The sequence below is a fragment of the Streptomyces sp. G-G2 genome, assembly GCF_030063135.1.
Lineage (GTDB): Bacteria > Actinomycetota > Actinomycetes > Streptomycetales > Streptomycetaceae > Streptomyces.
Genome location: NZ_JASISO010000002.1, coordinates 1 through 15,628, shown reverse-complemented (window position 1 = coordinate 15,628; position 15,628 = coordinate 1). Strand labels below are relative to the sequence as shown.

Genomic DNA, 15,628 nt, shown 5'->3' with positions numbered 1-15,628 from the left:
GCGGTCCCCGACGCGGTATTGCGGGGGCGCACGGCTCGGCGTAGACCTTGTGGTCCGGGACACACCATGGACATCGGGGGCGCAGCCATGCACACGCACGGATCGGGACGTACCACACGGACACGCCTGCGCGGCTGGACGGCGCTGGCCGCCGTGGGCGCGCTGGCCCTCACCGCGTGCGGTGGCGGCGGCGACGGGAAGAAGGACGCGTCCCCCTCCCCGCAGGGCGGGGAGAGCCGGCCGAGCGTTCAGTTGCCTTCCCTGGCGGGCGAGAAGGTGGAGGTCGCCGCGGTCTGGACGGGCCCGGAGCAGGAGAACTTCACCAAGGTGCTCAAGGAGTTCGAGAAGCGGACGGGCGCCACCGTCACCTTCGTCCCCGCGCAGGACCCGATCGTCACCTTCCTCGGTACGAAGGTCGCGGGCGGCGCGCCGCCGGACGTGGCGCTGCTGCCCCAGGTCGGGGCGCTGGTGTCGGCGGTGGCGAACAAGTGGGTGCAGCCGGTGGGCCCGGAGGCGCGGAAGCAGCTGGACCAGAACTACTCGGCGGGCTGGAAGTCGCTGGGCGCGGTGAACGGAACCCAGTACGGCGTGTACTACAAGGCGGCCAACAAGTCGCTGGTCTGGTACAACGCGAAGGCGTTCAAGGCGGCGGGCGCGCAGGTCCCCGAGACGTGGGCGGCGTTCCTGGAGACGGCGGACACCCTGTCGGCCTCGGGTGTACCGGCGGTGTCGGTGGGCGGCGCGGACGGCTGGACCCTGACCGACTGGTTCGAGAACATCTACCTCTCGCAGGCGGGTCCGCAGAAGTACGACCAGCTGGCCAAGCACGAGATCAAGTGGACGGACGACAGCGTCAAGCAGGCGCTGACCACCCTGGGCCAGCTGTTCGGGCGCAAGGACTTCCTGGCGGGCGGCCAGACCGGCGCGCTGGCGACCGAGTTCCCGAAGTCCGTCACCCAGACCTTCACGGGCGGGGACCGGCCCGCGGCGGGGATGGTCTTCGAGGGTGACTTCGTCGCGGTGAACATCGCGCAGACGGAGGCGAAGGTGGGTGAGGACGCCCTGGTGTTCCCCTTCCCGAAGGTCGGCGCGAAGGCCCCCGTGGTGTCGGGCGGCGACGTGGCGGTGGCGCTGAAGCCCACGAAGGGCGCGCAGGCGCTGCTGACGTTCCTGGCGTCGACGGACGCGGCGGAGATCCAGGCGAAGCTGGGCGGGTTCGTCTCGCCCAACCGCGCGGTGAATCCGGGTGCCTACCCCAACGCCATCCAGCGCGACATCGCCAAGAACCTGATCGCGGCGGGCGACGACTTCCGCTTCGACATGTCGGACCAGGCTCCGGCGTCCTTCGGCGGTACGCCGGGGGCGGGTGAGTGGAAGGACCTCCAGGACTTCCTGGCGAACCCCGCCGACGTGGCGGGGACCCAGGCAAGGCTGGAGGCCGACGCGGCCAAGGCCTTCGGGAACTGATCCCGGTGGCCCCGAAGACGGTCGCCGCCGCGGCCGGTGCCCGGACCCGTGCGGCCCGGCGGCAGCGGATCGTGGCGGCGGCGTTCCTGCTGCCCGCGCTGGTGCTGCTGGGCGCGCTGGTCGTGCACCCGATCGGCTACTCCCTCTACCGCAGCCTCTTCGACCGGTCCGGCGGCTCCTTCGTGGGCGCCGCGAACTACCGGGAGATCCTGCACGACGACACCATCCGCACCGCGCTCGGCAACACCGCCCTGTGGGTGGTGCTGGCGCCGACGACGGCGACCGCGCTGGGCCTGATCTTCGCGGTGCTGACCGAACGGGTGCGCTGGGGAACGGCGTTCAAGCTGCTGGTGTTCATGCCCATGGCCATCTCGATGCTGGCCGCGGGCATCATCTTCCGGCTGGTGTACGAGGCGGACCCGGACCGCGGGGTGGCGAACGCGGTGTGGGTCGGCGTCCACGACACCTTCGCGCCGTCCTCGGCGTTCCCCAAGGCCCGGCCGGGCCGGGACTCGCCGCTCGTGGACGCGGGCGGTGGCGCGTTCGTGACGCGTGATCCGGTACGGGCGGGCGTCCCGGCGCTGCTCCCGCTGGTCGGGGTGGCCCCGGCCGACCTCCCGAAGGGCACCCGTCCGGCGAAGGCGGCCGGCGCCGAGCCGGACAAGGTGACCGGAACCGCCTGGCAGGACTTCACCCGGGGCGGGGGCGGCCGTACGAACGCGCTGGACCCGGCGGAGTCGGGGTACGCGGGCATGCGGGTCGAGGCGGTCAAGGACGGCAAGGTGGTGGACTCGGCCACGGCTTCGGGCGACGGCACCTTCACGCTGTCCGCGAAGGCCGACGGGGCGCTGCTGCGGCTGCCCGCGTCGAACTTCGCCGCGCCCTACGCGGGCGTGCAGTGGCTGGGCCCGACGCTGGTCACTCCGGCCGTCATCGGCGCGTACGTGTGGATGTGGGCCGGGTTCGCGATGGTCCTGATCGGGGCCGGGCTGGCCGCCGTGCCCAGGGAGCTGCTGGAGGCGGCCCGGGTGGACGGGGCCAACGAGTGGCAGGTGTTCCGCCGGATCACCGTGCCGCTGCTGGCGCCGGTGCTGGGCGTGGTGCTGGTGACCCTGGTCATCAACGTCATGAAGATCTTCGACCTGGTCTTCGTGATCGCGCCCGGCTCGGTGCAGGACGACGCGAACGTCCTGGCGCTCCAGCTCTACCGCACCTCCTTCGGCACGGACGCGAACCCGGGCCTGGGCAGCGCCATCGCGGTCCTGCTGCTGGTGCTGGTGCTCCCCGTCATGCTCTACAACATCCACCGGATGCGCCGGGAGGCAGCCCGATGAGCGACACGAGCGTCACGGGCAGGCTGGCGGCGCGCGCCGCGGGCGGGGCGGTCCGGGTGTTCCTGGTCCTGGCCGCCATGTTCTGGCTGCTGCCGACCCTGGGGCTGCTGATCTCCTCGCTGCTGTCCCCGGCCGACCTGAACAAGGCCGGCTGGTGGCAGGTGCTGACCGCGCCGTCCCGGCTGACCACCGTCAACTACGACCACCTGCTGTCCAACGACACCATCACGGGGTCCCTGCTGAGCACGGTGGCGATCACCGTGCCCGCGACCCTGCTGGTGGTGCTGCTGGGCGCCTTCGCCGGATACGCCTTCGCCTGGCTGGAGTTCCCGGGCCGGGACGCGCTGTTCCTGCTGGTGGTCGCGCTGCTCGTGGTCCCCGTACAGGTGGCGCTGATCCCGGTCTCCGAACTCTTCGGCTCCATCGGGCTGTTCGAGACCACGGCCGGTGTGGTGCTGTTCCACACCGCCTTCGGGCTGCCGTTCGCGGTGTTCCTGCTGCGGAACTTCTTCGCCGAGATCCCGCGCGAACTGCTGGAGGCGGCGCGGCTGGACGGCGCGGGCGAACTGAGGCTGTTCACCCGGGTGGTGCTGCCGCTGGGCGGTCCGGCGATCGCCTCGCTGGGCATCTTCCAGTTCCTGTGGGTGTGGAACGACATGCTGGTGGCGCTGGTCTTCGCGGACTCGGCGCACCCGCCGATCACGGTGGCGCTCCAGCAGCAAGTACGGCAGTTCAGCAACAACATCGATGTCCTGGCGCCGGGCGCGTTCCTGTCGATGGTGATCCCGCTGGCCGTGTTCTTCGCGTTCCAGCGGCAGTTCGTCTCGGGGGTGATGGCGGGCGCCATCAAGTAGTCGGCGGATGATCGAAAGGGGCGAATCGCCGCGTTGACGTGCTGCGTTGACGCTGCGTAACCCAAATGCCACAGGTCGCGTAACCCGATCACCACCCCCGGGGTTGGTGGGTAATATGCCCGCGCCGACCCCTGGATGTGCCGTGACCCGGTTCAGCGTCATCGTGCCCGCGTACAAGGTCCAGGCGTACCTCCAGGAGAGTCTGGAATCGGTCCTCTCCCAGTCGTACCCGGATCTGGAACTGATCGTGGTGGACGACGCTTCCCCGGACGCCTGCGGCCAGATCATCGACGAGTACGCCGCCCGGGACCCCCGGGTCACCCCCGTGCACCTCCCGCACAACGGAGGCCTGGGCCCGGCACGCAACGCGGGCCTGGCCCGGGCCACCGGCGACTACCTCGTCTTCCTCGACGGCGACGACACCCTCGCCCCCGGCGCCCTGCAGGCCGTCGCGGACCGCCTGAAGGCCACCGGCTCCCCCGACGTCCTCGTCTACGACTACGCGCGCACCTTCTGGACCGGCGAGACCACCCGCAACCGGCTCGCGCACCGGCTCTCAGAGGAGGGCCCGGCCAGCTTCCGGCTCACGGACCGCCCGGCGCTGCTCGGCATGCTCATGGTGGTGTGGAACAAGACGTACCGCCGCGAGTTCATCGAGCGCGAGGGCCTCGCCTTCCCGCCCGGTTTCTACGAGGACACCCCCTGGACCTACCCGGCACTGCTGGCCGCCGAGTCCGTCGCCGTCCTGGACCGGGTGTGCGTGCACTACCGCCAGCGACGCACCGGCTCGATCCTGGCCACCTCCAGCCGCCGCCACCTCGACATCTTCGACCAGTACGACCGGGTGTTCGCCTACCTCGGCACCCGGCCCGAACTCGACCGGTGGCGGCCCGTCGTGCACCGGCGGATGGCCGAGCACTTCTGCGCCCTGTACGCCGACCCGCGCCGCCTCCCGCGCGCCGGACGGCCCGAGTTCTTCCGGCGCGCGGCCACCCTGCTGCGCCGCTACCGGGTCCCGGTGCGCTCCGGCGCGCGCCCGGTGTCCCTCTCCCGCACCGACCGGGTGCGGCACACCCTGATGCGGTGCGGGGTCCGGCGGACGTACGGGCTGCTCTCGGCGCTGCGGGCCACCGCGATCCGGCTCGGGCGCGCCGCGGCCACCGCCTGGCGGGGGCTGCGGGAAACCGCCCTGCGCTGCCACTACCGGATCCAGCGGCTGCTGCCGCTGCGGTCCGGGCTCGCCGTGTTCAGCGCGTACTGGCACGGCGGCTACGCCTGCAACCCGGCCGCGATCGAGGCGAAGCTGCGGGAACTGGCGCCCGGCACGCGCACGGCGTGGATCTGCGACCCGGCGCACACCGCGACCCTGCCGAAGGAGACGACCGCGCTGCTCCCCGGCTCGCTGGCGTACTGGACGGCGCTGGCGCGGGCGACGTACCTGGTGACGAACGTCAACTTCGACCGGGCGCTGGTGAAGCGGCCGGGGCAGATCCTGGTGCAGACCCAGCACGGGACCCCGCTCAAGCGGGTCGGCCTGGACCTCCAGGACCGCCCGGCGGCCACCCCGACCACCGATTTCGCGGGCCTGCTGCGGGGCGCCGACCAGTGGGACTACCTGCTCTCCGCGAACCGGCACTCCACGCTGGTGTGGGAGAAGGCGCTGCCGTCGTCGTACACGACGCTGGAGTACGGCTACCCGCGCAACGACGTCTTCCACCGGGCGGGCCCCGGCGAGGTGCTGGAGCTGCGCGAACGCCTGGGCGTCCCGGCGGGCTCGACGGTCATCCTGTACGCGCCCACGCACCGCGACTACCGGCGCAGCAGGCCCGACCACCTCGACTTCGAGCGGGTGCTGCGCGATCTGGGGCCGCGGTTCACGATCCTGGCGCGCACGCACCTGACGTACGCGGACGCGCCGCCGCCGTGGGACCCGCACCCCCGGCTGCTGGACGTGTCGGACCACCCGTCGGTGGAGGAACTCTGCCTGGCGTCGGACGCGTTGGTGACGGACTACTCGTCGCTGATGTTCGACTACGCGGCGCTGGACCGGCCGATCGTGATCCACGCGGACGACTGGGAGGCGTACGAGGCCTCGCGCGGCACGTACTTCGACCTCCGCGCCTTTCCGCCGGGGGCGGTCGCGCGGACCGAGGACGAGCTGGTGGACATCTTCGCCACCGGGCACTGGCGGGGCTCGCGCTCGGCGCAGCTCCGGGCGTCCTTCCGGTCCCGGTTCTGCTCGTACGACGACGGTTACGCGGCGGAGCGGGTGGTGCGGCGGGTCTTCCTGGGCCAGTCCTCGGCCCTCCCCCCGGTGATCCCCCTGGAAGACCGCCACCCCACCCCGGCGGCCCCCCTCAGGCCCTAACGACCCAGCGGACGCGCCCCCGGCGGCCCCTCAAACGCCGGGCAGGCTGGACACCCACCAACCCCAGCCCCGCCGGCGTTTGAGGCGCCCCCGGAGGGCAGACCAGCCCGCACGGCGGCACCCGGACCCAGCCAAAAGCAGCCCCGCGGGGCCCCCGCCCCGGGAAGGGGCCGCGACCCGCCAGGGTCAGGCCTTGAGACCCGCCACGACCGAAGCGGCCAGATCATCCAGGTACCCCCGCGGAGCGGAACCGCTCACGACCACCACCCGCCAGTACAACGGCCCGATCGCCAGATCGAGCGCCCGCTCCGGATCGGTACCCTCCACCAGCTCCCCCCGCGCGACCGCCTCCGACACGATCCCCTCGGCGAGCCTCCGCTGCCCGTCCAGCAGCGCCCCCCGCACCGCGGACGCGATCTCCGGGTTCCGCGCCGCCTCGACCAGCAGGTCGGGGATGACCGCGGACGCGACCGGGTGCCGCAGCACGTGCGACATGACTTCGAGCAGGGCCCGTACGTCCCCGTACAGCGACCCGGTGGCAGGCACCGGCAGCCCGTCCACCGCGAAGGCGGCGACCAGATCCAGCACCAGATGCAGCTTGGACTTCCACCGCCGGTAGACGGCCGTCTTGCCGACCCCCGCCCGCCGCGCGATCCCCTCGATCGACATCCGTGCGAAGCCGACCGCGGCCAGTTCCTCGACCACCGCGTCCCGGATCGCCTCGGTCACGTCCGCCCGCAGGACGGCGGCCCCGGCGGGCGCCCGACGACGGGTGACCCGAGCGGCAGCGGGGACGGCGGCACGGGCGGAGGCGGGAGCGGCGGGGTCCGTGGTCATACAGGGAGCATAGCCGCGTACGCCGTCCCTGGCCCGTCACGACGATACGGTTGCGTTCCGACGCGTCCCGCCCTAATCTCGCCCTAGCGACGATACGGACCCGTCCCGCCCTCAGCTGCCGCTGGGAGGCCCGGGTCCCGACGCCCCGCCCCCGTCGAAAGCGACCCCCGTGACCACGACCACCACCATGGCCGGAGCCCCGGCCGCCGAGCTGGACATCGACGCCCTGGCGGCCGCCCACGGCCTGACGCTCAGCGGCGCCCGCCCCTCGTTGCCGACCTACATCCGGCAGCTCTGGGACCGCCGCCACTTCGTGATGTCGTACGCGACCGCGCGCATGGCCTCGACGTACAGCACCGCGAAGCTCGGCCAGGTCTGGCACCTGGTCACCCCGCTGCTGAACGCGGCCGTGTACTACTTCATCTTCGGCATCATCATGAACGCCAGCCGCGGCGTCTCGGACTACCTCCCGTTCCTGATCACGGGCGTCTTCGTCTGGGACTTCATCGGCAGTTCGATCAACGCCGGAACCCGCGCGGTCCACAGCAACCTCGGCCTCGTCCGGGCCCTGCACTTCCCCCGCGCCAGCCTCCCCCTGTCCAGCGTGATCCAGCTCTTCCAGCAGCTGCTCGTCACCATGGGCGCGCTGGTCGTGCTGCTGCTCTGCTTCGGCCAGGTTCCGGGCCCGCGCTGGCTGCTGGCCTTCCCCACCCTGTTCCTGATGGCCGTCTTCTGCGCGGGCTGCGCCATGGTCATGGCCCGCCTCGGCAGCAAGAACCCGGACGTCAGCCAGCTGATGCCCTTCATCCTGCGCACCTGGATGTACTCCTCGGGCGTCATGTGGAGCATCAGCGACATGCTGAAGAACGACCACCTGCCGCACTGGGTGATGACCGTGCTCCAGTTCAACCCGGCCGCCGTCTACATCGACCTGATGCGGTACGCGCTGATCGACAGCACCAAGATCTCCGCACTCCCGCACCACGTCTGGCTGATCGCCCTCGGCTGGTCCCTCGTCGTCGGCATCGGCGGCTTCATCTACTTCTGGAAGGCCGAGGAGGAGTACGGCCGTGGCTGATACGACGACTGATACGACGACGGGCACGACGACCGGCACGACGGCCGACCGGGTCCACGCACCCGCCGACACCCGCGTCCCGACCGTCATCGCGGACAACGTCCACATCACCTACAAGATCGTGGGCACCGGCGGCGGCCGCGGCAGCGCCACCGCCGCGCTCAGCCGGATCTTCAACCGCAAGAAGCCCAAGCCCGGGATCCGCGAGGTGCGCGCCGTACGCGGGGTGTCCTTCATCGCGTACAAGGGCGAGGCCATCGGCCTGATCGGCACCAACGGCTCCGGCAAGTCCACCCTGCTCTCGGCGATCGCGGGCCTGCAGCCCGTGGAGAGCGGCCGGATCTTCTCGCACGGCCAGCCCTCGCTGCTCGGCGTGAACGCCGCCCTGATGAACGACCTGACCGGCGAGCGCAACGTCATCCTCGGCGGCCTGGCCATGGGCATGTCCAAGCAGCAGGTCCAGGAGCGCTACCAGGGCATCGTCGACTTCTCCGGAATCAACGAGAAGGGCGACTTCATCTCGCTCCCGATGCGCACCTACTCCTCCGGCATGGGCGCCCGCCTGCGCTTCTCCATCGCCGCGGCCAAGGACCACGACGTCCTGATGATCGACGAGGCCCTCGCCACCGGTGACGCCGCCTTCCAGCGGCGCAGCCAGCGGCGGATCGAGGAGCTGCGCAAGACGGCGGGCACGGTCTTCCTGGTCAGCCACGGCATCGGCACCATCCGCGAGACCTGCGACCGGGTCCTGTGGCTGGAGCACGGCGTGCTGCGGATGGACGGGCCGACCAAGGAAGTCTGCGACGCGTACGAGGAGTTCGGCAGGCAATAGCCCAAGGGCCGTGCAGCAGGACGGCAGCACGGCAGGACACGAACGGGGAGGGCCCCGGGACCGGAATCCGGTCCCGGGGCCCTCCCCGTTCGCCCTGCTTCTCCCGCTACGACGCTCAGCTGTGCGTCCGCAGCAGCGAACGCATCGTCCGCATCGCCACCGACAGGTTCGCGAGGTCGAAGTCGTCCGAACTCTGGATCTCCTCCAGGGTCGTCCGGGCCCGGCCGATGATCGCCGCGCTCTTCTCCTCCCACGCCGCGAAGCGCTGCTCGGGAGTCGAGGCACCGTTGCCGACCGCCAGTACGTCGGCGGTCAGCGCCGCGTGCGCGGCGAACAGGTCCTCACGGATGGAGGCGCGGGCCATCGACTGCCAGCGGTCGGACCGCGGCAGCTCGATGATCCGGTCCATCAGCTTGGTGATCTCCAGGCGGTCCGCGAGGTCGTAGTAGACCTCGGCCACCGCCAGCGGCTCGATGCCCGTGCGGTCGGCGATCGCGACGATGTCGAGCGTCGGGAAGGCCGAGGAGAACCCGGCCACCTTCGCGGCCAGCTCCTCCGGGACGCCCGCCCCGGTCAGCTCGGCCACGATCGACACGTACCACTCCTGGTCGGCGCCGCGCACCAGCTTGGGCAGCTCGGACCACACGTGCGTGACCCGCTCGCTGAAGAAGCCGATGGTCTCGGTGATCTGGAGCGGCTGCGGCCGGTTGTTGAGCAGCCAGCGGGTGCCGCGCTCGACCAGACGGCGCGAGTGCAGCCGGATCCGGGTCTGCACATCGGCCGCGACCTTGGTGTCCAGCGCCTCGACCGCGTCCCACACCTCGGCCAGGCCGAAGATCTCGCGGGCCGAGAGCTGCGCCCGGACGATCTCCTCCAGGGAGGCCCCGGTCTCCTCGCGCAGCCGGTGCAGGAAGGTCGAGCCACCGCTGTTGACGGTGTCGTTGACCAGGATCGTGGTGGTGATCTCGCGGCGCAGCGCGTGCGCGTCGATCTGCTCGGGGAACTGCTCGCGCAGCGCGCCCGGGAAGTACTCGTGCAGCAGTCGGCGCAGGTAGGGGTCGTCCGGCAGCCCGGTGCCGATCAGCTCGTCCGCCACCGTGATCTTGGTGTAGGCGAACAGGACGGCCAGTTCCGGCTGGGTCAGGCCGCGGTTGCCGCTGAGCAGTTCGCGGATCTGCCGGTCGGTGGGCAGGAACTCCAGCCCCCGGTCGAGCCGTCCGTCCCGCTCCAGGCGGCGCATGAAGCGCTGCTGGGCGTGGAGCAGGCTGGGGGCCTGGGCCGCGCCGTTGGCGAGCGCGACGTTCTGCGCGTAGTTGTTGCGCAGGACCAGGTGGCCGACCTCGTCGGTCATCGCGGCGAGGAGGGTGTTGCGCTGCTTGACGGTCATGTCGCCGTCGGAGACCACCGCGTTGAGCAGGATCTTGATGTTCACCTCGTGGTCGGAGGTGTCCACGCCCGCGCTGTTGTCGATGGCGTCCGTGTTGATCTTGCCGCCCTCGCCGCCCGCGCCGAGCCGGGCGAACTCGATCCGGCCCAGCTGGGTCAGACCGAGGTTGCCGCCCTCGCCGATGACCCGGGCGCGCACGTCCTGGCCGTCGACGCGGATGGCGTCGTTCGCCTTGTCGCCGACGTCCGCGTGGGTCTCGGCCGTCGCCTTGACGTACGTACCGATGCCGCCGTTCCACAGCAGGTCCACGGGGGACTTGAGGACGGCCTGCATCAGCTCGGCCGGGGTCATCTTGCTGATCCCGGCCTCGATGCCGAGGGCCTGGCGGATCTGCGGGGTGACCGGGATGGCCTTGGCGGTGCGGGGGTGGATGCCGCCGCCCGCGGAGAGCAGCGAGGTGTCGTAGTCGGCCCACGAGGAGCGCGGCAGCTCGAACAGGCGGCGGCGCTCGGCGTACGAGGTGGCCGCGTCCGGGTTCGGGTCGAGGAAGATGTGCCGGTGGTCGAAGGCGGCGACCAGGCGGATGTGCTCGGAGAGCAGCATGCCGTTGCCGAAGACGTCGCCGGACATGTCACCGACGCCGACCGCCGTGAAGTCCTCGTTCTGGGTGTCGTGGCCCAGCTCGCGGAAGTGCCGCTTGACCGACTCCCAGGCGCCGCGGGCGGTGATGCCCATGCCCTTGTGGTCGTAACCGGCCGAGCCGCCCGAGGCGAAGGCGTCGCCGAGCCAGAAGCCGTAGGACTCGGCGACGGCGTTGGCGATGTCGGAGAAGGTCGCGGTGCCCTTGTCTGCGGCGACGACGAGGTAGGTGTCGTCCTCGTCGTGGCGGACCACGTCCTTCGGCGGCACGACCTCGCCGCCGACGAGGTTGTCGGTGATGTCGAGCAGCGCCGAGATGAAGATCTTGTACGAGGCGATGCCCTCGGCGAGCCAGGCGTCGCGGTCCACCGACGGGTCGGGCAGGTTCTTGGCGACGAAGCCGCCCTTGGCGCCGACCGGCACGATGACGGTGTTCTTCACCATCTGCGCCTTGACCAGGCCGAGGACCTCCGTACGGAAGTCCTCGCGCCGGTCGGACCAGCGCAGGCCGCCACGGGCGACCTTGCCGAAGCGCAGGTGGACGCCCTCGACGCGCGGGGAGTAGACCCAGATCTCGTACGCCGGGCGGGGCGCGGGGAGGTCCGGGATCGCCTGCGGGTCGAACTTCATCGACACGTAGGAGTGCGGCTCGCCGGACTTCGTCTTCTGGCCCCGCTTGTCGCTTCCCTCGCTGGCGCTCTGGAAGAAGTTGGTCCGCAGGGTGGCCTTGATGAGGGTGAGGAAGGCCCGCAGGATGCGGTCCTCGTCCAGCGAGGCGACCTGGTCCAGGGCGCCTTCCAGCTCCTCCAGCATCGCGTCGATCAGCTCGGTGCCCGCGGCCTGGCGGCCGGGAGACAGCCGCGCCTCGAAGAGCGAGACCAGCAGCCGGGTGGTGTGGACGTTGTTGCGGAGGGTGTCCTCCATGTAGTCCTGGCTGAAGGTGGAACCGGCCTGGCGCAGGTACTTCGCGTACGCGCGCAGCACCACGGCCTGCCGCCAGGTGAGCCCGGCGCTCAGCACCAGGGTGTTGAAGTTGTCGTTCTCCGCCTGGCCCTGCCAGACGGCGGCGAAGGCGTTCTGGAACCGCTCGCGGGCGTCGTCGCCGACGTAGTCGCCGTTCCCGGCGGAGACGGGCAGGCGCAGGCCGAAGTCGTAGATCCAGGCGTGCGTGCGGTCGGCGCAGCGCAGCTCGTAGGGCCGCTCGTCGGTGACCTCGACGCCGAGGCGCTGGAGGACCGGCAGTACGGCGGACAGGGAGACCTGCTCGCCCTGGCGGTAGATCTTGAAGCGGCGTTCGCCGGGGGCCGCACCGACCGGCTCGTACAGCGACAGGTCGAAGTCGCTGGTGCTGGCGGACAGCCGTTCCAGGCGGACCAGGTCGGCGACCGCGGCGCGCGGGGAGTGGTCGGCCTTGTAGCCCTCGGGGAAGGAGGACCCGTAGCGGCGCAGCAGCTCGGCGGCGCGCTCCTCGCCGCACTCGGCGGTCAGCGCCTCGCCGAAGCCGTCGGCCCAGGAGCGGGCCGCCTCGACCAGGCGGGCCTCGATGCGGTCGGCGTCGGCGTCGGTGAGGGCGGGCAGCTCGGTGCCCTGCGGGACGCGGACGACGAAGTGGATGCGGGAGAGGATCGACTCCGTGTTCCAGGCGGTGAAGTCGACGCTGGTGCCGCCCAGTTCCTCCTGGAGGATCGCGATCAGGCGCAGCCGGACGCCGGTGGTGTAGCGGTCGCGGGGCAGGTAGACCAGGGCCGAGTAGTAGCGCCCGTACTCGTCCTGGCGCAGGTACAGCCGCAGTCGGCGGCGTTCCTGGAGGTACAGGACCGAGGTGGCGATGGCGCGCAGCTGGTCGACCGGGGTCTGGAACAGCTCGTCGCGCGGGTAGGTCTCCAGGATCTGGAGCAGGTCGCGGCCGTCGTGGCTGCTGGGCGCGAAGCCCGCGCCGTCGAGGACCTCGACGACCTTGCGGCGGATCACCGGGACGCGGCGCACGGACTCGGTGTAGGCGGCCGAGGAGAACAGGCCGAGGAAGCGGCGCTCGCCGACGACGTTGCCCTCGGCGTCGAACTTCTTGACGCCGACGTAGTCGAGGTAGGACGGGCGGTGGACGGTGGAGCGGCTGTTGGCCTTGGTCAGCACCAGCAGCTTGTGCTCGCGGGCCTTGGCGCGGGCGTCGACGGGCAGCCGGTTGAAGGACGGCGAGACGGGGTGGCCCTCGTCCTTGCCGCTGTGGATCGGGTCGGAGCGCAGGATGCCCAGGCCGGTGCCGGGTACGGCGGCCAGCGAGTCCCCGTCGACCAGGTTGTACTCGCGGTAGCCGAGGAAGGTGAAGTTGTCACCGGCCAGCCAGCGCAGCAGCTCCCGGGCCTCGTCCAGCTCGTGCTCGCGCAGGTCGGGGGCGGTGGGCTCGCCGGGCAGCTCCTCGGCGATGCGGCGGGCGGCGTCCCGCATCTTCTCCCAGTCCTCGACGGCCTCGCGGACGTCGGACAGGACGCGCAGCAGATCGGCGGTGATCTGCTTGAGGTCGGCGCGGTCGGTCTCGCGGTCGATCTCGACGTGGATCCAGGACTCGACGAGGGAGTCGTGGGGACGCGCGGTGGCGGGACCGAAGACATCGGGCGTCCCGGAGGGACTCGTCGAGGGGTGGCGGTCGGGCGACGGGTGGGCACAGTCGGGGCCGAGGATCTCGATCAGCTTGCCGGTGACGTCACGGCGTACGACGACCTGCGGGTGGATCACGACGTGGATGCCGCGGCCCTGGCGGGACAGCTCGTTGGTGACGCTGTCGACGAGGAAGGGCATGTCGTCGGTGACGACCTCGACGACGGAGTGGCTGGAGGTCCAGCCGTTCTCCTCGACCGTGGGGGTGTGGACGCGCACGCTGGCCGTGCCCTGTGGCCGGTTCTCGGCGAGCCGGTAGTGGGAGAGCGCGGCGCCGAAGACGTCGACCGGGTCACGGTCGGTGAGGTCCTCGGGTGCGGTGTGCAGGTAGTAGCGCTGGAGGTAGGAGAGCGTGGTGTCCGGATCCGGCCGCCCCCCTTGCTCGGACCCAGTCGGAAGTAGCCCCCCGGCCGGGCTGTGCTCAGCTACCCGGGCCGCCCGTGCGAGCAGCTCGGCCTTTGCTTCGTCCAGCTTGGTCTGCATGTCCTCTGGCTCCTGTCGCGCGCCATTGCGTGACGTAGGTGAAGGAAGAAATGACATAGCGCCGCGAGGCGGGATGTCCGTTCGGGATCGACGCTATGCCGTCGTCAGAGCCGGGCGGGGCAGAATCGGCCATGTTCGGCACGGGGCCCCGGCGGCGGGGATCAGCGATGGCCCGGGCACGGTGGTGCGCCGGGCGCGGGCCGGGGGCTTCAGTGCCCCCGAGGACTATCGCGCTGATCACGGGACAAGGCTATCTCGCCTCACCCCCGGCCCGTCATGAGCTGTATGTGTACAAAACCAGGGGTCGAACTTTGACACTCTGGACAGCGACGGAGGGCCCTCGCGCGTGCGGGGGGCCTCCTGGGCATCTCAAACGTCGCTATCCCGCCAATTCGCGAGCAGTCCGTACGGCGTCCGCCAGGGTGTCCACGACCGGGACTCCGGCTGATTCCAGACTGCGGCGGCTGTGCGAACCGCCGGTGTAGAGCACGGCCCGGGCGCCCACGTGAGCGGCCGCGAGGGCATCGTCCACGGCGTCTCCGATGAGGACCGTACGGGCAGCGGTCACACCCGTCTCCTCCAGGGCCGCCATATGACGTACGAGATGACCGGCCTTGGAGGTGTGCGAGGGGCCGACGCGGCCGTCGACGCGCAGGAAGTGCCCGTCGATCCCGTGCCTGCGGACCAGGGGCACCAGCTTCTCGTGGGGCGCGAGGGACAGCAGGGACTGAGTCAGCCCGGCCGTCCGCCAGCCGTCCAGCAGCTCCCGGGCGCCCTCGGCCAGCCCGGCGTGCTCCGCCCGCGCCCAGTAGTGGCGGTGGAAGGTCGCGTCCATGAGCAGCCACTCGTCGTCGGTGGGCAGCCGTCCCATCAGCCGCGCGTAGAAGTTCGGCACCGGTACGACGTACAGCTCGCGGTAGCGCTCCAGGGTGAGCGGCGCGAAGCCCAGCTCGGCGAAGGAGGCGTTCGTGGCCGCCATGACCGCGTCGATGTCGTGGAGGAGGGTCCCGTTCCAGTCCCAGACGATGTGGGCGCCGAGCGCCCCCGACACCGCGCTCACGGCGGTCATCTGAGCAGCCCGGGGATCTCCTGGACGCCGAACCACAGCAGGTCGTGGTCCTCGGCGCCGTCCACGGTGAACCGCGCGTCGTCGTCGCCCGCGTCCGCGGCGGCCAGCGCGGCCGCGGCGGCCGTCACATCGGACTCGGCGTCCTCGGCGTCCACGTGCACGGCGGCGGCCACGGTCAGGCGCACGGCGGCGCCGAGCGCCACCTGTCCGAGGGTGGCCTCGTCCACGCCGGGGGTCGCGGCGGCGGCCTTGTCGTCCACGTCGAGCGCGACGACGACCCGCCTGCGGGGGGTGGCGGGGTCCGCGGCGATCAGGCGCAGGGAGGCGAGGGCGGCCCGGTTCAGGGCGGCGTACTCCAGCTCCTCGATGTCGTCCGAGACGTACCACTCGCGCAGGCCGGGCGTGACGGCGTACGCCCGCAGCGGGGCGGGGCCCAGCTCGCCCGCCTTGTGCGCCTCGGCGAGCCCGGGGAGGGTCAGGGGGACGTACACGCGCATGGCCGGCTGCTTTCGGTAGTCGGAAACGCCCTCAGGATACGACCGCGGGTGCGCGCGCCAAAGCTCCACTCCCGGCCCAGGGCCCGGTCCCCTTTCGGGGTGCCGCGGGGACGGCGGTCCGCGTCCAC

At 71.4% G+C, this 15,628-nt stretch carries 10 protein-coding genes; 6 read left to right on the top strand and 4 right to left on the bottom strand.

Annotated elements, in window-relative coordinates:
- Positions 1-87 precede the first annotated feature (87 nt).
- From QMF80_RS01590 to QMF80_RS01575, 4 genes are all read left to right on the top strand, one after another.
- A complete protein-coding gene (locus tag QMF80_RS01590) occupies positions 88-1,467 on the top strand; it encodes an ABC transporter substrate-binding protein (protein ID WP_283449179.1) in 1,380 nt (459 codons plus the stop codon).
- A 5-nt stretch (positions 1,468-1,472) separates the two neighbouring features.
- Complete coding sequence (locus QMF80_RS01585; protein ID WP_502962739.1) at positions 1,473-2,801, top strand: carbohydrate ABC transporter permease; 1,329 nt, start codon at positions 1,473-1,475, stop codon at positions 2,799-2,801.
- Positions 2,798-3,655 carry a carbohydrate ABC transporter permease gene (locus tag QMF80_RS01580; RefSeq protein WP_283448841.1) on the top strand — a complete coding sequence of 286 codons (858 nt, stop codon included), beginning with the start codon at positions 2,798-2,800 and terminating at the stop codon, positions 3,653-3,655. Before QMF80_RS01585 ends, QMF80_RS01580 begins: the two co-directional genes overlap by 4 nt.
- Before the next feature lie 142 nt (positions 3,656-3,797).
- The gene (locus QMF80_RS01575) at positions 3,798-6,023 is read left to right on the top strand and encodes a bifunctional glycosyltransferase/CDP-glycerol:glycerophosphate glycerophosphotransferase (protein ID WP_283448840.1); all 2,226 of its coding nucleotides are present in this window, start codon (positions 3,798-3,800) and stop codon (positions 6,021-6,023) included.
- Positions 6,024-6,209: 186 nt separating this feature from the next.
- Here QMF80_RS01575 and QMF80_RS01570 read toward each other — a convergent pair whose 3' ends face one another.
- Positions 6,210-6,860: a TetR/AcrR family transcriptional regulator gene (locus tag QMF80_RS01570; RefSeq protein WP_283448839.1), complete on the bottom strand. Its 651-nt coding sequence runs from the start codon at positions 6,858-6,860 to the stop codon at positions 6,210-6,212.
- Positions 6,861-7,047: 187 nt separating this feature from the next.
- On the opposite strand from QMF80_RS01570, the gene QMF80_RS01565 reads away from it, so the two are divergent.
- On the top strand, positions 7,048-7,938 hold the full coding sequence (locus QMF80_RS01565) for an ABC transporter permease (protein WP_283449172.1): 891 nt from the start codon (positions 7,048-7,050) through the stop codon (positions 7,936-7,938).
- Positions 7,931-8,770 (top strand): ABC transporter ATP-binding protein, encoded by an 840-nt coding sequence (locus QMF80_RS01560; RefSeq protein WP_502962738.1) that lies wholly within the window; start codon positions 7,931-7,933, stop codon positions 8,768-8,770. Before QMF80_RS01565 ends, QMF80_RS01560 begins: the two co-directional genes overlap by 8 nt.
- Positions 8,771-8,885: 115 nt before the next feature.
- Here the strand turns inward: QMF80_RS01560 and QMF80_RS01555 are convergent, their stop codons facing one another.
- The 3 genes from QMF80_RS01555 to QMF80_RS01545 all read right to left on the bottom strand — a co-directional run bounded on the left by QMF80_RS01555 (position 8,886) and on the right by QMF80_RS01545 (position 15,500).
- Positions 8,886-13,934, bottom strand: a complete 5,049-nt coding sequence (locus QMF80_RS01555) for an NAD-glutamate dehydrogenase (protein WP_283448838.1) — start codon at positions 13,932-13,934, stop codon at positions 8,886-8,888.
- A gap of 379 nt (positions 13,935-14,313) precedes the next feature.
- Positions 14,314-15,003, bottom strand: a complete 690-nt coding sequence (locus QMF80_RS01550; RefSeq protein ID WP_283448837.1) for an HAD family hydrolase — start codon at positions 15,001-15,003, stop codon at positions 14,314-14,316.
- Complete coding sequence (locus QMF80_RS01545) at positions 15,000-15,500, bottom strand: DUF6912 family protein (RefSeq protein ID WP_283448836.1); 501 nt, start codon at positions 15,498-15,500, stop codon at positions 15,000-15,002. Before QMF80_RS01545 ends, QMF80_RS01550 begins: the two co-directional genes overlap by 4 nt.
- Positions 15,501-15,628: the final 128 nt, after the last annotated feature.